Annotated in this window: 14 protein-coding genes; 7 read left to right on the top strand and 7 right to left on the bottom strand. The window is 64.8% G+C overall.

Annotated features, from left to right (window positions below):
- Window positions 1-215: 215 nt before the first annotated feature.
- Complete coding sequence (gene guaA, locus E4J93_RS07750; protein ID WP_147588893.1) at window positions 216-1199, top strand: glutamine-hydrolyzing GMP synthase; 984 nt, start codon at window positions 216-218, stop codon at window positions 1197-1199.
- 100 nt (window positions 1200-1299) lie between these two features.
- Here guaA and E4J93_RS07745 read toward each other — a convergent pair whose 3' ends face one another.
- From E4J93_RS07745 to E4J93_RS07735, 3 genes are all read right to left on the bottom strand, one after another.
- The gene (locus tag E4J93_RS07745; protein ID WP_147588892.1) at window positions 1300-2826 is read right to left on the bottom strand and encodes an ATP-binding cassette domain-containing protein; all 1527 of its coding nucleotides are present in this window, start codon (window positions 2824-2826) and stop codon (window positions 1300-1302) included.
- 260 nt (window positions 2827-3086) lie between these two features.
- A complete protein-coding gene (locus E4J93_RS07740) occupies window positions 3087-3419 on the bottom strand; it encodes a hypothetical protein (protein ID WP_147588891.1) in 333 nt (110 codons plus the stop codon).
- Window positions 3420-3426: 7 nt separating this feature from the next.
- Window positions 3427-4119: a hypothetical protein gene (locus tag E4J93_RS07735; RefSeq protein ID WP_147588890.1), complete on the bottom strand. Its 693-nt coding sequence runs from the start codon at window positions 4117-4119 to the stop codon at window positions 3427-3429.
- 153 nt (window positions 4120-4272) lie between these two features.
- Between E4J93_RS07735 and E4J93_RS07730 the strand changes: the two genes are divergently transcribed.
- From E4J93_RS07730 to E4J93_RS07715, 4 genes are all read left to right on the top strand, one after another.
- The gene (locus E4J93_RS07730; protein ID WP_147588889.1) at window positions 4273-4842 is read left to right on the top strand and encodes a DUF5714 domain-containing protein; all 570 of its coding nucleotides are present in this window, start codon (window positions 4273-4275) and stop codon (window positions 4840-4842) included.
- 132 nt (window positions 4843-4974) lie between these two features.
- On the top strand, window positions 4975-5697 hold the full coding sequence (locus E4J93_RS07725; protein WP_147588888.1) for a DUF4352 domain-containing protein: 723 nt from the start codon (window positions 4975-4977) through the stop codon (window positions 5695-5697).
- 103 nt (window positions 5698-5800) lie between these two features.
- Window positions 5801-6220 carry an XRE family transcriptional regulator gene (locus E4J93_RS07720; RefSeq protein WP_147588887.1) on the top strand — a complete coding sequence of 140 codons (420 nt, stop codon included), beginning with the start codon at window positions 5801-5803 and terminating at the stop codon, window positions 6218-6220.
- 138 nt (window positions 6221-6358) lie between these two features.
- The gene (locus E4J93_RS07715; RefSeq protein WP_147588886.1) at window positions 6359-7747 is read left to right on the top strand and encodes a protein kinase; all 1389 of its coding nucleotides are present in this window, start codon (window positions 6359-6361) and stop codon (window positions 7745-7747) included.
- A gap of 397 nt (window positions 7748-8144) precedes the next feature.
- On the opposite strand, the gene E4J93_RS07710 is transcribed toward E4J93_RS07715, so the two are convergent.
- The 3 genes from E4J93_RS07710 to E4J93_RS07700 form a co-directional block, all read right to left on the bottom strand.
- Entirely contained in the window at window positions 8145-10970 is a 2826-nt protein-coding gene (locus tag E4J93_RS07710) for an RNA helicase (RefSeq protein ID WP_147588885.1), read from the bottom strand.
- A 4-nt stretch (window positions 10971-10974) separates the two neighbouring features.
- On the bottom strand, window positions 10975-11862 hold the full coding sequence (locus E4J93_RS07705) for a tRNA (guanosine(46)-N(7))-methyltransferase TrmB (protein WP_147588894.1): 888 nt from the start codon (window positions 11860-11862) through the stop codon (window positions 10975-10977).
- A 165-nt stretch (window positions 11863-12027) separates the two neighbouring features.
- Complete coding sequence (locus tag E4J93_RS07700; protein ID WP_147588884.1) at window positions 12028-12861, bottom strand: hypothetical protein; 834 nt, start codon at window positions 12859-12861, stop codon at window positions 12028-12030.
- 484 nt (window positions 12862-13345) lie between these two features.
- On the opposite strand from E4J93_RS07700, the gene E4J93_RS07695 reads away from it, so the two are divergent.
- Window positions 13346-15319: an elongator complex protein 3 gene (locus E4J93_RS07695; RefSeq protein ID WP_147588883.1), complete on the top strand. Its 1974-nt coding sequence runs from the start codon at window positions 13346-13348 to the stop codon at window positions 15317-15319.
- Window positions 15319-16200, top strand: coding sequence for a spermidine synthase (locus E4J93_RS07690; protein ID WP_147588882.1), 882 nt, complete (start codon window positions 15319-15321; stop codon window positions 16198-16200). Before E4J93_RS07695 ends, E4J93_RS07690 begins: the two co-directional genes overlap by 1 nt.
- Window positions 16201-16319: 119 nt before the next feature.
- Here E4J93_RS07690 and E4J93_RS07685 read toward each other — a convergent pair whose 3' ends face one another.
- Entirely contained in the window at window positions 16320-18692 is a 2373-nt protein-coding gene (locus tag E4J93_RS07685) for a DEAD/DEAH box helicase (RefSeq protein WP_147588881.1), read from the bottom strand.
- Between the last annotated feature and the right edge of the window lie 26 nt (window positions 18693-18718).

Raw genomic sequence — 18718 nt, 5'->3', positions numbered from 1 at the left:
GGGGCCTGCCGCCCATGTCGCGAGTCTACGGCGTAAACAACCTATCGGCACACAACAGCTAGCTCCGGCGTGAGGCGGGTCAAGGCCGTGGCGCGTGCGAGCTGGGATATACGTTGATTTCGTCTGAATATGCTTGCATCCAGCTGCGTGCGAGCGGTTGTTATTCGATATACTTTCTTGCAGTTTCAAGCCTTACACGTTGAGGAGGATTCCACATGGATCTTAACAAGCGTCCCGACGACATGGTTCGCATCACCACCCCCGAGCTCGCTCAGGCCTTCATCGAGGAGCAGGTGGCGGCGTGCCGCGAGCAGATCGGCGACAAGAACGTGCTGCTCGCCCTGTCCGGCGGCGTTGACAGCTCGGTCGTGGCGGCCCTCCTCATCAAGGCCGTTGGCAAGCAGCTCATTTGCGTTCACGTGAACCACGGCCTCATGCGCAAGGGCGAGTCCGAGCAGGTCGTAGACGTGTTCCGCAACCAGCTGGACGCCAACCTCGTGTACGTCGACGCCACCGACCGCTTCCTCGGCCTGCTCGACGGCGTTGCCGAGCCCGAGACCAAGCGCAAGATCATCGGCGCCGAGTTCATCCGCGTCTTCGAGGAAGAGGCCCGCAAGGTGGGCGACCAGGTGAGCTTCCTGGCTCAGGGCACCATCTACCCCGACATCCTCGAGTCCGATGGCGTGAAGGCGCACCACAACGTGGGCGGCCTGCCCGACGACCTGCAGTTCGAGCTCTGCGAGCCCGTTCGCCTGCTGTATAAGGATGAGGTTCGCGTGGTCGGCCGCGAGCTCGGCCTGCCCGAGAACATGGTCGAGCGCCAGCCGTTCCCCGGTCCCGGCCTTGGCGTGCGCTGCCTCGGTGCCATCACCCGCGACCGTCTGGAGGCCCTGCGCGAGGCCGACGCCATCCTGCGCGAGGAGTTCGCCAACGCGGGCCTCGAGGGCAAGGTATGGCAGTATTTCGTCTCCGTGCCGGACTTCCGCGTCACCGGCGTTAAGGACGACAAGCGCCTCTACGAGTGGCCGGCGTTCATCCGCGCCGTCAACACCGTCGACGCCATGACCGCCGAGGTACCCGAGCTCGACTGGGCGCTCCTCAAGAAGATCGGCGACCGCATCGCCTCCGAGGTCCCCGGCATCTGCCGCGTCCTGTACGACCTCACCCCCAAGCCCTGCGGCACCATCGAGTTCGAGTAGTCTGAACTGCGGAAATACGCATCATGACACGAAAGCCGGCTCCTTCTGGGGCCGGCTTTCTGCTTTGATGTGTCCCTGATCGCTCGCGGCCCATCCGCGCTCAGCGGACGGGTCGAAGCCGTCCATCCTCGATTCTCCAGGTCGTCGATGTGCACGCTTCTATGAAGGCGGCGTCGTGGCTAACGACGAGGAGCGCCCCGGGATAGCCCGCGAGCGCGCGCTCGAGGGCTTGGACGGAGTGCAGGTCGAGATGGTTCGTCGGCTCGTCCATAATGATCAGCGAGGGTCGCTCGCGCAGGCCTAGGCCGATCATGAGCTTCCGTAGCTCGCCGGGGCTGGTCTCGGCGCCCTCCAGGATACGCGCGGGGTCGGAGTTCAGCTGGGCCACACAGGAGAGCACGCTGCCCAGCTCCTCGTGCGAAAGCTGCCGCATCTCTGCGAGCGCCAGCTCCTTTTGGCGTCGGTCCGGTTCCTGCGGGATGTCGAGCACCTCGACGACCTCCGGCGCCGTTGGCCCGGCGGGCATCGCAATCGTCAATAGCCGTCGCACATGGTCCAGGAAGGTCGTCTTTCCCGCTCCGTTGGGACCGATGATGCCGATGTGCTCGGTGTTTCCCACGTAGAGCTCGGGAATCTCGAGGGAGCCGGGCCCGCAGGGGATGGCAGAGGCGGGGATGTGGAGGACCGTCTTGCGATGGCTCGGGGCGGCATCGAGGAAGAGGTCGCCGTCGTATCTCTTCGCTACCCGCGCGGTCTCGACGCGGGCCCTCGCCGTGACGAGGCGCTTCTCCATCTGGTTGGCGAGCTTGCCGCGCGCACCGTCCTGCCCGCTCCAGATCGCCAGGTCTATCTTCGCGCGTGCGCTTTTGTCCTTGGGGTCCAGACCGCGCTTCGAGCGTCGGGCGCCCGCCCGCGCCGCCTCGCGAGCGCGCGCCTCGTGTTCGGCCGTGAGGCGCGCGAGCTCGGCCTTCGCTGCCGATCGCTCAGCGACGATGGAGCAGCGCTCGAGCTCTGCCTGCGCGTGCGCGGCCGTGTAGCCGCCCGGCCTGATCGTGATTCGCGTGCTCCCGTGGGGTCCGGTCGCCTCGAATGAGGCGCATCGGTCTACGAGCGCGTCGAGAAGCCCGCGGTCGTGGCTGACGAGGATGCCGATGCCGTCGAATTCTCTGAGTAAGCTTTCGAGCTGATGCCGCGCCGCTGTGTCGAGGTGGTTCGTCGGCTCGTCGATAGCGAGCACGTTGGGGCGCTGCCAGAGGGCGCATGCGATCTGGAGCTTCTTGCGCTCGCCGAAGCTGAGCTCGTTCCAGCGCCAGGGCATATCATCGGTGAGTTCCAGCCGTTCTTTGAGGCTGCGTGCCTCGCGGTCGAAGTCGAGGGCGAAATCGTGCAGGCAATCGGGCTGCACATCCGCTTCTTGCGGGCAGTAGGTGCAGAAGAGGCCGCGCGTGACCGAGCCGGCATCGGGCTCGATGAGGCCGCAGGCGATGCGGGCGAGCGTCGACTTGCCGCATCCGTTGTCGCCCAGCAGGCCGGTCCAGCCCTGTGCGAAGGCGATGGTCACGGTATTCAAAATGGGGTCTTGAGCTGCGGGGTGCGTGTAGGACACGCGAGAAAGCGCGAGCTGCATGAAGACATCCCCTCCTTGTGTGCGTGGAGGTCAACGGGACAGTTGAGAGGGATGTCTAGAAGCGCATGGCCGCCTTGTCTCTTCGCGGTGGTGTCCTCGCATGGGGTCCGCATCCCGCGGACGGACGAGCCGAGTATAGCATGCGCGTGCGCGGCCGTGCAACGTGGGGCGGTTCGCGTGCTCGTTGATGGTTGTTCCGCAGAAGGCCGACCCCTGGTGGAGCCGGCCTTCGCGTGTGCGGGGCTGTGGCGGTCGGTGCATCAGGGTCCGTTGAGGTCCCAGAAATCTACCGCAGCCATCCACGGGTCTTTTGCACCGTAGTATTCGAAGTAATCCGCCGCGTTGTCGGCGTAGTCTTCGGCGTTATCGAAGTCTTCGGGATCAACGAGTTGAGGTGGGAGCCGATTATCGATCTGGGTGCCCGTTCCGTCGAGATTGGGTTTGCCGAGATCAGATCCATCTGCAGCGTTCCAATAGTCCGTTCCGACATAGAACTTTGCTACCTTGATAACCTTCCCGTCGCGAATGTAGGCGGCGAAGATCTGGGTGCCGTCGTGGGCGACCCAGTGGTACGGGGTCGCTCCCTCCAGCATCCCGGACTCAACGGGCTCGCTCTCCGAGGAATGCGGTCCGAGCCAGGTGCTGTCGACAAAGGTCTGCAGGCAAGCCGATGTAGGGTAGGCGGTCGCTGAGCTCTTCCGGCGTCGGGATGTTGTTCTCGGGCTCGGCCGTGGGCTGGGGCTCCCGCTCGTAGACCACGGCCCCCGTTCCATCGAGATTCGGCTTGTTGAGGTCGCCTCTGGTGACGGGATCAAGCCAATAGTCGGTGTTCCCCTGCTTCTTGTACGTCTCTTCAACCTTCTCATTGCGCGCGAATACGAGGAATATATCCGCTCCCGTATGAGCCTTCCAGGTATACCACGTGCCACCTCTTTTGTAGATGGTCACGTCAAGCACATTGATTTCATCGGGCCGCCCCAGCAGGGTGTAGTCTATGTAGGCTTCGGGCATGCCCTCGTAGGGCAGGCATTCGGCAAGTGGCTTGCCGTCGGAGTCCTTCAGGTTTGCAGGATCGAAGGCCGCTTCGCTGGAGGCGGCCTTCTCGTGCGGCCAGAGCCAGGGGTTTTCCGCGTAGACCACCGCGCCGAAAAAGGCGCAGATGGCAAGCGTGCAGATCAGTCCGCTGTGTTTGTGCAGGAAGCGCTTGCAGCGGCTCGCCTTGCCCTCTTCGGGCGAGGGCGGCGCGGCTTCGCGGTCTTCGCAGCGCTTTTCTTCATCGAGGTTCATGGCCATCGTCCTTTCGCGTAGCCATACATACCGTATGATACCCGTTATGATTCGAGGGCGATGCGATTGAGCACCGACGCGCCGCGAGTATGCGCGCCGCATGCTCCACGGGCGCCGTCGGGTGGCGGCGTGTAAAACTCGGATAAAGGGGAGGACGATATGGCGTTCAACGATGAATGCGCGTGGTCGCGCGAGGTGTGCCTGGCATGGGAGGGCGTGGATCCCGGTGTTCTGCTCGAGCGCCTGATGGCTGATGAGCGGTGCGTTGCCTTCGGTCCCGTCCATCATTTCCTGGTCGGTGCGGCGCTTCTTACCTGCTCGTGGCCGCGCTTCCACGCCCGTTCGACTTACGGTGACCTCGCGTCCGCCCTGGACGAGCTCGGTGCTCGCGCCCGTTGCGTACCGGGGGCGTCCTGCGCGAAGTGGGGCGTATGCGGCGCGGCGTCGTCGTGCGGCATGGCGTTCGCGGTGCTTGCGGGCAACGCGCCCCTGCGTGCGGAGGGTTGGAGCGAGGGCCAGGCCATGGTTGCCGACGTCCTGGGCCGCATCGCCGCCGCCGGCTCTCCTCGATGCTGCAAGCGCGATGCGCGCATCGCGGTTCAGGCTGCGGTGCCGTGGTTCAACGAGCATCTCGATGCCGGCCTCGTGCTGGATGGCGCGCCCGTCGCGTGCGCCGCGGCGGGCGCTAACTCCGCCTGTCTGGGGGATGGCTGCCCGTATCATCCGTAGGACCTCCGTGCCGCGGGTCCGTCCGTCAGCCCGCCTTAGCTGAGAGCTAATGAAATCATCCGCTCACTTTCCAATAATGGCAGCAGGGAGCCGCTCGGAGGTCGAGCGGCGTTTATTGGAAGGAATGACGTTATGGAAAACGCATCTGATACGCAGCGCCGGTCTGGTCTGGCCGTTGCCGGCCTCATTGTCGGCATCGTGGCCCTGCTCACATCGCTGATGCCCATCATCAACAACATCTCGTTCTTCATTGCCCTGGTTGGCGCTGTGCTGGCCGTTGCGGGCCTCGTAGGCTGCCTGCGCGGCAAGCGGGCTGGCAAGGGCCTCGCCATCGCCGCCGTGGCGGTTAACGTTGTTGCCGTGGTCGCTGTTCTCGCAAGCCAGAGCATGTACGGAGCGGCGATCGATGATGCTATGAACGGACCTCAGGCCGTCGACGTGTCCAGCGACGCCAAGCAGGGGGACGACGCTGGCAAGCCCGAAGATACGGCGAAGGTGCTGTCGGTGGGTTCCTCCGTCGAGCTCGAGAACGGCATGGTGGTCGCCGTCGATAGCGTGACGCCCGGCCTTTCCAATTATGACGGCTCCGTTATCACCTGCGTGCGCGTCACGTATACGAACAAGGGCGGCGAGACGCTTTCGTTCAATCCGTACGACTGGAAGGGCGAGAGCGCTTCCGGTGTGCGGAGCGACATCGCCTACTACAGCGAGGCCTCCGAGGAGCTGAATTCCGGCGATCTCGCTGCCGGCGGCACGGTTTCCGGCAACCTGTATTTCAAGGGCGATCTTACTGCTGCACTTTACTTTTCGAATATGCTTGCGGATGAGCCTGCTGCGACCTGGCAGCTTGCATAGTATCGACAGGGTTTTTCAGCCATGGGCGGGGCGCGCCGAGGTGCGGGTCCCGCTTCGCTGTTCTTCTACAATGGTTGTAAATCGTGCCGGCGGAAGGGGGAGTATGACCGAGCGTTTTACGGAGCAGGTGCTGCAAGAGCTCTTGGAAGCTAAGAGCCTCGACGATTTCATTGGTGGGCACGAGTTCTCGGCGGGCTCGCTCGCCGAGTTCCTCGATCAGATGCTGCGCAAAAAGGGGCTCAAGCGCTCGCGAGTCGTTCGCATGGCCGATCTGAACGAGACCTTCGGGTACCAGATTTTCACCGGCCAGCGCAATCCGTCGCGCAACAAGGTGCTGCAGATCGCCTTTGCGATGGCGCTCAGCCTGCGTGAGGCGAATCGGGCACTGATGGCCGCGGGTGCCAGTTCGCTCGATCCGAAGTGTCGCCGCGATGCGATTATCATCTTCTGCCTCGACCAGGGGTGCAGCTTGCAGAAGGTAAACGAAGAGCTCTACCGCCTCGGCGAGGAGACGGTCTGCTAGGGTGCGCTCGCTGCTGTCTGTCGAGTCGGGATGTCGGCCCGTGCTCACGGTATGGGCGGGGAGCCGGCTGTTGTCGGCGGGGACGCGTCGCCCCGCGGGCTCCGCTCGGTGTCAGCACACCTTGCTATGATATAGGGCATGAAGCATACCGGTGACGACATAGACTTTCGCAGGGAGCAGGCGGACGCCTCGTTCCAGCATGAACTCGACGTCTTTCTCGCCCGTGCGGCGGAGGCGACCGATTGGCATGACGCTCGCGTGCTCAAACAGTCGGACTTCGAGACGACTGAGCTCGTGCGCGGCACGCCGCGCGAGGGCGCTTCGGGCTTGTACGTGCGAAAGACCATCGATGTCGCCTCTGGTGCGGGCTGCGCATATGAGGAGCTATGGGCGCAGCAGCTACAGGGCGTATCGCTGCCCTGCGTACCGCGGCTCGTGGAGTGCAGGCGCGGCGCCTCGTCTCTTGTGGTGGTGATGGAGCACGTCGACGGGTGCACCGTCGAGCAGCTGGCCGCTTCATTGGGGGCGGGTTTGTTCTTAGCCGCGCAGGTTATGACGACGCTCTGCCGTTCGGTGCAGATGCTCCATACATGCCTGCAAATGCCGCTGATCCATCGTGATCTCAAGCCCTCCAACATCATTATGCGCGGCGGTGAGGCCATGGTTATCGACTTTGGCTGCGCACGCGCGTGGCATCCGGATGCGGAGTCCGACACCACGCATTTTCTTACGCGCTGCTATGCGCCGCCGGAGCAGTTCGGATTCGGCCAGACCGACGAGCGAACGGACGTGTACGCGCTGGGCAAGGTCCTGTTCTTCTGCTTGACGGGCGAGCAGCCTCCCAACTTGTGCGATGCGAATGCGTGCCGTGCTCTTGGTATCCACCCGGAGCTTGCCCGCGTCGTCGAGCGCGCGTGTTCGTTCGACCCTGCAGAGCGCTATGAGTCGGCGGCCGATCTTGGCGCAGCGGTCGAGGGTGTGTTTGCGGCGTTAGCGGAGGGCGCTGTCACGAGAGGCGGGAGTGCCCTTTCGCCGAAGTCGTCCGACGGCGTCTTCGCTGTTACCGATGGGGTTTCAGATGGCATATCTGGCCCTGCCTTGCGGGCAGCTGCTGTACCGTTCAGGGTACGGGGAGTTGCGTCCCATGCGCTCGAGCTCCTTCGAGATGGTATCTCTGGGTTAGCCGTGCGGGCTTCTGCGGTGGTTCCCGATTGGGTTGGAGTCGTTTGGAACGCCGTTGTTCTGTTCTTTTTTGCAGGCATGGTCTGGCAGAGTATCGATACTATTGTGCATCCTCTTCCAAGGGATGTCGGGCTTCCAATGGCATACCTGGTTTTTCGCGCCATCTGCTTCATTGACCCCTTTATGATGGTCGTCGCCTACCTGCTGCTCGATCGTCGCAGACTTCGCAGGCAGCATCCTGTTTTCGCGCGGTTGAGCGTTATGCGCGAGACTGGTTACGGGGTTGCATTTCTTGGCGTGCTAACGTTTGCATGTGCGCTTGTCGTCGCTTGCACGGGTTGGTAGGGCTCCGTGCGCCTCGATTCTGCCCGTTCGTTCTTGTTGTGCTCGTGCTGCGGGTGCGGATACGGCGCGGTGATGGGCGCGCGTCTCGCGAATTGGGTCGATTGTACGGGTGAGGGCGGGCTGCCGGGGCTCTGCCCCCGAAGTGAGTGGAAAAATCTAGACGAGCGAGTAACGCCGCTTTAGAGCATGAAATCTGCCATCAAAATACCAGGTAAGCACTACGCCATAGTAAAGCATACTTTCCTGTCATGATTTTTCCACTCACTTCGGGGGTGAGAGCGTTCGGGTGGGCTTGTTTGGGTCTTCCACGAGGGTCGGTCGCCTGTAAACAGCGACCCGGTTCTAAAAACCGGACCGCCGTCCCTTCGAACGGCGGTCCGGGGTGCTGCTCGCGTGTTTACTGCATGAGCTCCTCGATCGCGCCCACGCGATAGTTTTTGAATACGATGCCGTCGCCGTCCTGCGTGGCATCGAGATCAACGTCGGCCATGATGCCGAAATCATGATCGCCGTCGGCATCGTGGAAGATCTGGTGCACATGCCACACGTGCTCGGAGAGCTCGTCGGCCTCGTCGATGGCGAGGAAGGCCGCGGAGCGCGCGTCGCCGTCGGTGAGCAGCTCGTCGTGCTCGTCGTAGAACGCATCGAGTACGCGCTTCCAACGGATCTCGCCGAACCCCCAATCCTCATCGAGTGCGCCGAGTTCGGCCGCCTTGCCGCGCGCCGCCAGGCGGACGCGCTGGAACAGGGCGTTTCGAACGAGCAGGGTCATACCGCGGCGGTCGGCCACCACCGCGTCGCCCATGGCGAGCGGGGCCACGTCTTCGGTTGCGCCCGCGTTGGCCCATTCGTCCACCAGGCTGGAGTCGACGGAGCGCACCACCAGGCCGAGCCAGGAGACGATGTCGTTCAGCTGCTCGTTTCGGTGCTCGTGCGGCACGGTGCGGTCGAGCGAGCGGTACGCTTCGGCCAGGTAGCGCAGCAGGATGCCCTCGCAGCGCGCGATCTTGTACTGAGCGATGTAGCTCTTGAAGTCGCAGCCGGTCTCCAACATGTCACGCAGGACCGATTTCGGGGAGAGCTCGTAGTCGTTGGCCCAGGGAACCTCGGCGCGGTACTGGGCGAAGGCGGTGTCCAGCAGCTCCTCGAGCGGCTTGGGATAGGTCACGTCCTGCAGCTTCTCCACGCGCTCCTCGAAGTCGATGCCCTCGGCCTTCATGGCGTTCATGGCGCGGTCGCGCGCCATGCGCTCCTGGGCGCGCAGCACCTGCTTGGGGTCTTCGAGTGTGGCCTCCACCATGGAGACGACGTCGAGCGCGTAGGTGTCGCTCTCGGGGTCGAGCAGCTCGAGGGCCGCCAGCAGGAAGGGCGAGAGCGGCTGGTCGAGCGCGAAGTCCTCGGGCAGGTCGACGGTGAGGTAGTAGGAGGCGGCGCCGTCGAGGAAGGAGGCGGCGTTTTCGGCTCCGGTATCGGCCGCGATGACGGCTGCGGTTTCGGCGTCGGCAGCGTCGGCGGCCGTGGCGGCAGAGATGGCCGCGACGGCGGCTGTGGTTTCGGCGTCGGCGGAGTCGGCGTCGGTTTCGGCGCCGGCGGCAGCTGCGGCATCGCCCGGGCCGTCCGCATCGACGGTTTCTCGGTTCCCCGCCGTCGCGTCGACCTCGCCCGGCGCCTCGTCTTCCACCTCCTCGCGCACCACCACGCCGGCGTCGATGAGCGTGGCGAAGATCTCGGCGGCGCGGGCCTTGAGCGCAGTCTTCTCCTCGGGTGTCTGCAGAGAGTCGTCGATGAGCGCGAGCACGCGCTGCCAGGCGTCGCCGCCCTGCTCTACCTCGGCCAAGATCATGGAGTTGGTGATGCGCAGGCGGGGTTTGAGCGTCTCGGGCGTGCTCTCGATAAGGCGCTGGAAGGTGCCCTCGTTCCAGGTCACGAAGCCCTCGGGCGGTTTCTTCTTCTTGAGCTTCTTCATCTTCTTGGGGTCGCCCATGGCCTTGAGCTCGGCCTTGTGGTTCTCGATCTCGTATTCGGGCGCCTCGGCGATGACCACGCCCTCCGTGTCGAAGCCCGATCGTCCCGCGCGCCCCGCGATCTGGTGGAACTCGCGCGAGCGCAGGCGGCGCTGCTTGTAGCCGTCGAATTTGGTGAGGCCGGTGAGCAGCACAGTGTGGATGGGCACGTTGATGCCAACACCGAGGGTGTCGGTACCGCAGATGACGGGCAGCAGGCCCTGCTGGGCGAGCTTTTCGACCAGCAGGCGGTAGCGGGGTAGCAGGCCGGCGTGGTGCAGGCCCACGCCGCACGAGATGAGGTGCTTGAGCGTCTTGCCAAAGGCCGTGGTGAAGCGGCCGCCCTTGATGGCCTCCTTGATGGCCTCGCGCTGCTCCTTGCTGGCCACGCCGTAGCTGGCCAGGGCGCGGGCGCTCTGCAACGCTGCGTCCTGGGAGAAGTGCACGATGTAGAGGGGCGAGTCTCCCTGGCGCAGCGCCAGCTCGACCGTGCCCTCCAAGCCGGTTTTCACGTATTCGTAGGAGAGCGGGATGGGGCGCGGGGCGTCGGCGATGACCTCGACGTCGCGGCCGGTGTGGCGCTCGAGGGCGGCGGCGATCGCCGAGGTGTCTCCCAGCGTGGCACTCATCAGCATGAATTGGGTGTGCGGCAGCGTGAGCAGCGGAACCTGCCAGGCCCAGCCGCGATCGGGGTCGGAGAAGAAGTGGAACTCGTCCATGGCCACCACGCCGATGTCCGTGTCCTCGCCCTCGCGCAGCGCCTGGTTGGCCAGGATCTCCGCGGTGCAGCAGATGATGGGGGCGCCCGTGTTGATATGCGAGTCGCCCGTGATCATGCCCACGTTATCGCGACCGAAGATATCGACCAGGTAGAAGAACTTCTCGGAGACGAGCGCCTTGATGGGGGCGGTGTAGTAGCCGCGCTGTCCGGTTGCCATGGCCATGAACATCATGCCGATGGCCACGAGCGATTTGCCCGAGCCCGTGGGCGTTCCCAAGATCACGTTGCTGCCCGCGGCGAGCGCGAACAGGGCCTCCTCCTGGTGCGCCCAGGGTTCGATGCCGCGCGCCTCGACCCACTCGAGGAAGCGCTGGTAGGCGGTTTCCAGGTCGAGCCAGGGCTCGGCTTCCTCGCCTTCCGCTGGCTCCCACCAGCTCGGGGCTAGTGAACCCAGCGAACCGTGGGCAGATGCGTCGAATTCGGGGGTTATTGCTGGCATGGGATCACCCTTCTGCGTTGGGCTCGGAGGAGGTCGGGGCGCTATGACGCGCCCGCAGCTCCTGGTTGCGGCGGCGGTTGCGGAACGCCTGGATTGCGAAGTTCATGCCGTGGGGGATGTAGGCGCCCTCGTAGAGGTCATCGGGGATGTAGTCGTAGAGGCTGTCGAGCATGTGCTTGCGGCCGGCTTCGAGTTGCTCGGCCGCCGGCGCGCATCCCAGCTCCCCGCAGATGCCGTGGACGGTCGCGCCCTCTTCCACCAGGCGCTCCTCGTATTCGCTCATGGGGATGGCAGGGTGGTCGGCGCGCACGTCGTGGCTGGTCCAGCGCACGGTGAAGCCCGCGGCCTCGAACTGCGGCAGCGAGTAGTCGAAGAGCGGTTCGCTGTCGGTGCGCAAGACGATGGTGCCGCGCTCGGCGAGGAGCGGGCGGTAACCCAGCAGGTTGTCGAGGGTGGTGAGGCGTTCGGCCGCCTCGCGCTTGCGCGGATGCGGCGTGGGGAAGTTGAGCGTGATGGAGGCGAGCTCGCCGGGGGCGAACATGTGCGCGAGCTTCTCGCCGTTACCGGGGACGAGAAGCGCGTTCGCCAGGCCCGCCTCGCAGACGCGCTGGGCGGCGTAGGCGATGCATACCGGCTGCATATCGATGCCGATGAACAGGACGTCGGGTTCGGCCTGCGCGGCGGCCACCAGGTAGCTGCCTTTGCCGCAGCCCAGGTCGAGGCGCACCTCGCGATAGGCGGGTACGGCAACGTCCGCGCCGATGGAGGGCGCGGCGATGTGCGCCCAGCGCCCCGACCAGCGCGCGGGCTCGTACTCGATGGCGTCGCGATAGCGCTCGAGGCGCTCGTCTAGAACGAAGTTCTTCGGTGTTCTTGCTCGTGTTGAGCCCATGCGCGTGATTCCCCCCTGCATGAACGATGGATTTCCGAACTTTCTATTGTAATGGCTTGCGGGCTTGGACTTGTGCAGGTCGTGCGGGGTTCGCGATGGGCGGGGGATGGCGCGCGGTCGCCTTTCGGGGCCGCCGCGTACGCTGCGGTGCCGGGGGCTTTGACGCTACTGCATGCTGCGCTGCAGCAAGAGGTATCGGTTGAGCCGGTGGCTCGATCCGTCGGACGAGAAGCGCGCAGCCTCCGTCGCACGGTCCGCGGCATAGGCGGCGAGCTCATCGACTTCCGTCTCGCTGAAATGGTGGCAGTAGCGCAGCGGCCCCTCGTGGTCCTGCCATCCCAGGAAGTGGTCGCCGGGCTCGAGATCGGAGGCGTCGAAGTCGCGCCAGGGCTCCAGAATTTGGGCTGCGGCGTCTGCTGCCCGCGCTTTTCGCGCAAGGCGGTCGTCATCCATGAACTGCCAGAGCGAGACGGCGACGATGCCGCCCGGACGGGTCCGTGCGAGCAACTCGTCAAGCACCGCTGCGCGCAGGTCTGCCCCGGGGACGTGGTGCATGAACCCGAAGCAGACGGAAAGGTCGCCGGGGGCGGTGTCGACGCAGAGGCGGGGCTGCGCGCACGGCGGCGTGCTGCCTACTTTGGGTCCAAGCTCGCGATCATCTCGATAGGCCATGAGGTCGTCCAGGATGTCGACGTCGTGAAAGACGAGCCCCGGGAGGCCGGCATCGGCTGCGAGCGCAGGGCAGTTGTCGATGGCGTCGACATGCGCGGCCGTCGGCTCCAGCTCTCCGGCGAGAAAGCGCTCGAAGCGCAGGTTTCCACACGCAAGATCGAGGATGCGGGGCTCGCGCCCTTCGAGTGCGCCAAGTTGCCGGGCGATATCGATGGTGCGACGCCAGCCTTCCCACGGCGCGGTGCGCGTGGCCGAGAACGAGTCGGCGTGCTTGGCGTAGAAGGCGGTGTTGAGCGCGATGAGCTCGCGTGCGACGTGGCTTTTCATGGACTCCCTCCATGCTCTTCGATGGCTTGCTGCGTCGATCGGACCGATTTGGCGGTCTTTTCCCGCCCTCCCCCTCGAAGTGAGTGGGTTTTTCTGATGCAGGCAAGTAGACCCGGTGCATCGGATTCTGCCAACTGGGGTTTTGTTGCCAATTGTAGCGGGATACTCGGCCCTCTTTGGATTTTCCACTCACTTCGAGGGGGAGGGCTTTTGAGCGCGTGTCTTTGGGGCCGTCCGGCGGACGATGGACAGGTGTTTGCCGGTGTTTTGCCGGATGGGGAAGTGCGCTTGGGGTCATTGCGCGGCCGCGTGCGGGGTCGGTTCGTTCCTCGGCGGCAGACCGCGGGAATAGAACGGGAGGTCGATCGCGATGGCCGGAGGCTCGGCGCTTCGCTCCGCGTTGCCTGGACCGCGGGAGGCACCGCGAGGGCGCCTCGCATCGTTCGAGAGGGGGCGCGCTGTGGCTGGGGTACAATCTCGAGCTATGGAACAGATTATCTTGAACATACTCGAGGATCTGCGCGCGGGTCGCATCGTGGACGATCGGCGCCTGGTCAAGCTTATCAATGCGCGGGCGCGCGAGGCCGGCGGTGATAAGCGGGCGTTCGCCAAGCGGCGCTTGCTGCCGTTCTACCAGCGGGTCAAGCGCGAGGAGACCGTGCGCTGGGCGTCGTGGAACGTAACTCCCGAGCTCGAGGACGGGCTGCTCTCGGCGCTTCGCATGAAGCCGAGGCGCACCGCGTCGGGTGTGGCGACCATCACCGTCATAACCAAACCGTGGCCGTGCTCGAGAGACTGCCTCTACTGCCCCAACGACATTCGCATGCCCAAGAGCTACCTGCACGGGGAGCCCGCCTGCGAGCGCGCCGAGCAGAATTGGTTCGACCCCTATCTCCAGGTGTCCGCCCGGCTTACGGCGCTTTCGCAGATGGGGCACGCCATCGATAAGATCGAGCTCATCGTGCTGGGGGGCACGTGGAGCGACTACCCGCGCGGCTATCAGGTCTGGTTTATCACCGAGCTCTTTCGCGCGCTCAACGATTCGGCTATCGCAGGCACGGCGGCGAACCCCATGCTGGCGGGGTGGGATGCGGGCGTTGTCGATGTGCCGCCTTCATCTCGCGCCGGCGCCGTTGCACCTTCCCGCGAAGCGGCGACATGTTGCGGACCGGCTTCGGCGGCGGATGCCGCGTGCTCCGATCTTCGACGCGACGCCGACCTGCCCCCGCGGGTCGCCGCGCGCCGCGCGTTCTATCGCGAGCACGGATTCCCGCAGGACCAGGATGCGTTTGCGGTTAAGGCGACGGCCGCCCAAGCTTCGATCGACGCGGGTGCGATGGGGTACAACGCGGCGTTTCGCGCTCTCTATGGCGCCAGCGATGCGTGGCGGGCAGCGGCCGATATGCAGCGGGCGACGCTCGGGGAGCTCGAGGAGCAGCAGCGCGCCAACGAGACCGCTTGCCATCGCGTCGTCGGGTTGGTCATCGAGACCCGCCCCGATGCCGTGACGCCGCGCTCCCTCGAGTTGATTCGCCGCCTGGGATGCACGAAGGTGCAGATGGGTATCCAGAGCCTGGACCAGCATGTTCTCGATGCCAACGATCGGGGCATCCGCGTCGAGCGCATCGCGCATGCGTTCGAGCTGCTGCGCGTATTCGGCTTCAAGATCCATGCGCACGCGATGGTCAACCTTCTGGGCGCCACGCCCGAGGGCGACAAGCGCGACTACGAGCGCTTGATGCGTGAACCCGCCTTCCAGCCGGACGAGATCAAGCTCTATCCGTGTGCGCTCATCGAGGGTGCGCGCCTGTGCCGTCGCCACGATGCGGGCGAGTGGGTGCCGTATACCGAAGGCGAGCTCATGGACGTCCTTGCGAGCGACGTGTTGGCCACGCCTGCCTTCTGCCGCATCTCGCGTATGATTCGCGACTTCTCGTCCAACGATATCAAGGCGGGCAACAAGAAGCCGAACCTGCGGCAGCTGGTGGAGCAGCGGTTGCCGCGCGGCGGATCGGTTCGCGAGATTCGCTACCGCGAGGTCGGCACCGGCTCGGTTCGCCTCGATGAGCTGCGTCTCGAGGTCGTGCCCTACGCGACAACGAACACCTGCGAGCGCTTCCTGCAGTGGGTCGATCCGAGCGACCGCATCGCGGGCTTCCTGCGGTTATCGCTGCCGAACCCGGAGTATGTGCGAAAGCATGCGGACGAGTTGCCCGTTCGTCCCGGCGAGGCCATGATCCGCGAGGTGCACGTGTACGGCGCCGTAGCGCGCTTGGGTGAGGCGGGCGATGCCGCCCAGCACGCTGGTCTTGGTCGGCGGCTCGTGGAGCGGGCGTGCGAGATCGCCGCCGCGGAGGGATACGACCGCATCAACGTCATCAGCGCGGTGGGTACGCGCGAGTATTACCGCGGCCTGGGCTTTGCCGACCATGGCCTGTATCAGCAAAGGGGGCTGTGATGAAGGAGCATGGCAAGGACGGCATGTGCTTCTCCGTGCGTGCGGCCGCCCGCGCTGTCGCGACCGCCGTCGCGGTGGGTTCCGCCTGCTTCTGGATCGCGCGCACCCATGCCGGGCGGGCGCGGGTGAAGACGCTGCGCGGCGCCCATGGGGAGCGCGTTCGCGTGCTCCAGCAGGGCGGCGTGTACCAAAGCGCCACGTACCTGGGTAAGCGCCGATTCGAGCCCGTGTTCGAGTACATCCGCGCCTTCGATGCGATGTTCGAGGCGGAGGGCGTCCTGCGTGCCCAGACGGGGCGCGGGGTCGAGCGCGTCCTGATGCTTGGCGGCGGTGGGTACTCCTATCCCAAGCATGCGCTTACGACGCGCCTCGACCTGGCGATGGACGTCGTGGAGCTCGATGCAGCGGTGACCGCGCTTGCCCGCCGGCACTTCTATCTCGATGAGCTCGAAGGCCTGGCGGGCGACCGCCTGCGCCTCATCGATGCGGATGCGCGCTCGTACATGGCGGATGCGGCTGCGGCGGGCGTTCGGTACGACGTGGTCGCGAACGATTGCTTCGCCGGTGCCGAGCCCGTCCGCTCGCTCGCAACGGTCGAAGCGCTCGGCCAGGCGAAGGGGTGCCTTGTCCCCGGGGGCCTGTATGCGGCCAACTTGGTGACCGGTGACGGTGGCGAGAGCATCGAATTCCTGCGCGATGCCATGGCATCGGCTGCAGCCGTTTTCCAGCACGTGCACGTGGTTCCATGCGCGGACGAGGCGTTTGGCGCCGAAGACAACTACCTGCTCATCGCGACCGATGGCGATTACGCTTTTGCAGGGGAAATGCCCATCACCCATGAACTTCTCGGAACGCCGCTCTTCGACGCCGACGTGTGCTAGCGAATCGGCATCGACGAGCGTGCGCCCGCTCGATCCGAGGTGCTCCCGGGCGCCTATCGAACCGTGTCGCCGGCGCTCTCATCTGACCGTGGTCGCTCCGGCGGGCGATGGCCCGGGGCTCATGTTTTGCGCCATCCCAGCACGCGCCGCCGCATGCCCTCGATATCGAGCACGCCCTCGGCGAATCCCTTTCGTACGAGGTGCGCGGGAAGCATTTCGTCGTATTTGTCAAAGTACGGGACCTCGCTGTCGTAGACGAGTTCGATGGGATCGAAGTCCGCCTCGGCCTCGGACGCAACGACTTCATAGAACGTTTGCTCGTCAGCGCTCATGGTGAGCATCATGAAGTACGGCCGCGAGGGGTCAAGCTTTTTTAGACCGAGCTCCTTCGCGCATTTGATTTTTAAGAGCCGTTCCAGCGCCAGAAACGCGTAGCTGCCCAACCAGGGAAAGAGCGCCCAGGTACTTCCTCCTAGATTGATGAGCGGGCGGCCGAGCCTTCCCGTTATCCCAGCATTTTCCGCCACCCGTCGCGCCTGGGCGAGACGCGCTCGCGCATTGCCCAGCAGATACGGGTACGCTTGGTGTTCCTCGAGTGCTTGTTTCATGCGTTCTAGCACGCGGGTGTGTATGTCGCCGGCGCAGTCGCCGAAATAGGCGGGAACGCGCCCTTTCACCTGCGAGCAGAATACGAGATGCCTCTTCCAGTCCACCTCTTCCACCAGCCAGCAATGCCCGGCGATGGCGATGCGCTCGCCGGCCGGCGGCGGGTTCACTATGGTGCCCAGCTCCGCTGATTCGCAGCGCACGGTAAACTCTTCGTTCTCCTGGAAGACGGCGTAAAACTTATAGGAGTTGGCGACGCGTTCGCCCGCGATTCCCACGATAAGACCGCCGGTCTCGGTCTGCTCGATGTGGTCGGTCTCAATGAGGTGGTACAGGAGTTCGCGCAAGTCTTCGGCGGAGACACGATGGAAATAGCTCAGGGTGAGAACGCGCTGTGCAAGCTCGGCGGGCGACAGTTCGCCGCATGAGGCGAGCGTGGACATGACCTGATGGTAGAGCAGGCTGTAGGGCAGCCGATCCAACGCGGGCGGTTCGACCCATTTTTCCTCGCGGTAAAGCTGGACCAGTGCGATTCCCTGCAGCAGTTTCCAAGGTACCGTTTCGGGCATCATGGCACGCGGCTCGGGCTGCTCCTCGCGCATGACGAAATGCATCTCGGGTGGATCGTCGCGCCGGCCCGTCCTGCCCATGCGTTGCAGAAATGACGAGACGGTAAACGGCGCATCTATTTGGAAGGCCCGCTCGAGCCGACCGATATCGATGCCGAGTTCCAGCGTTGCCGTGGTAACGGTGGTCTGCATCCGCTCGTCGTCGCGCATGATGTCCTCGGCGGCCTCGCGGTAGCTTGCAGAGAGGTTGCCGTGATGGATGAGGAATCGGTCGGGTTCGTGCCGCGCCTCGCAATAGCTGCGCACCACCGAGCACACGGCCTCCGCTTCCTCGCGCGAGTTGACGAATACGAGGCATTTGCGCCCGCGCGTGCGCTCGAAGATGTAGCCGATGCCCGGATCGGCCTGTTGCGGCGCGACGTCGGTGGGGGCGAGCAGGGCGTGCTCCTCGGCGTTCAAAACGGTGACGTCCTCGGTCTGGTCCTGGCTTGCGTTCGCGTCGTGCGTCGACCCTGGAAGCGACCGGTCGTCGCATGCGTCCACGCACTCTACGGATAGCACGTCTGCGAGTTGGACGCTGCCCTGCGAGTTCAGTCCGCGTTCTGATGCCTGCGGTCCGCTGTTGTAGAAGTGCTCCATCGACAGGCGCCAGATTTTGCGGGGTTCCTCGAAGCGTGGGATGATGCAGGCGCGGCCCGTGCCGCTTGCAAGGAAGGCGCCGGCGCGCGCGGGGTCGCCGATGGTGGCCGACAGGCCGATGCGTCGGGGGTTGACTTGCGCCATGCGTGACAGTCGCTCGATGAGGCAGAGCGCCTGCCCGCCACGGTCGCCACGCAAGAGCGAGTGGACCTCGTCTATCACTACATAGCGAAGGTCGCAAAAGAGACGCGGTACCAGGGCGTGTTTGTGGAGCAGAAGCGCTTCGAGCGATTCGGGCGTGATCTGCAGGATGCCGCCTGGATGCTTGAGCATCTTCGCCTTGTGCGACGAGGATACGTCCCCATGCCAGTGCCATACGGGAATGCCGGCTTCCTCGCACAGCGGTTGCAGCCGTTGGAATTGGTCGTTGATGAGGGCCTTGAGCGGTCCGATGTAGATGGCGCCGACGGACGCAGGCGGATTCTCCCAGAATTCAGAGAGGATGGGGAAGAACGCGGCCTCGGTTTTTCCCGACGCGGTGCTTGCGGTAAGCAAGACGTTCTCGTCGGTGTCGAAGATGGCCTCCGCGGCGGCAACCTGGATGGAACGCAGGCTCTCCCAGCTGTTGTTGTAGATGAAGTCCTGGATGAACGGCGCGTACCGATCGAATGCGCTCATGGACCCTCCCCACGCTCCAATACGAA

The organism is Collinsella sp. BA40 (assembly GCF_008014645.1).
Classification (GTDB): Bacteria; Actinomycetota; Coriobacteriia; order Coriobacteriales; family Coriobacteriaceae; genus Collinsella.
The sequence above is the reverse complement of the archived record's forward strand: the minus strand, read 5'-3'. Positions and strand labels throughout refer to the sequence as shown.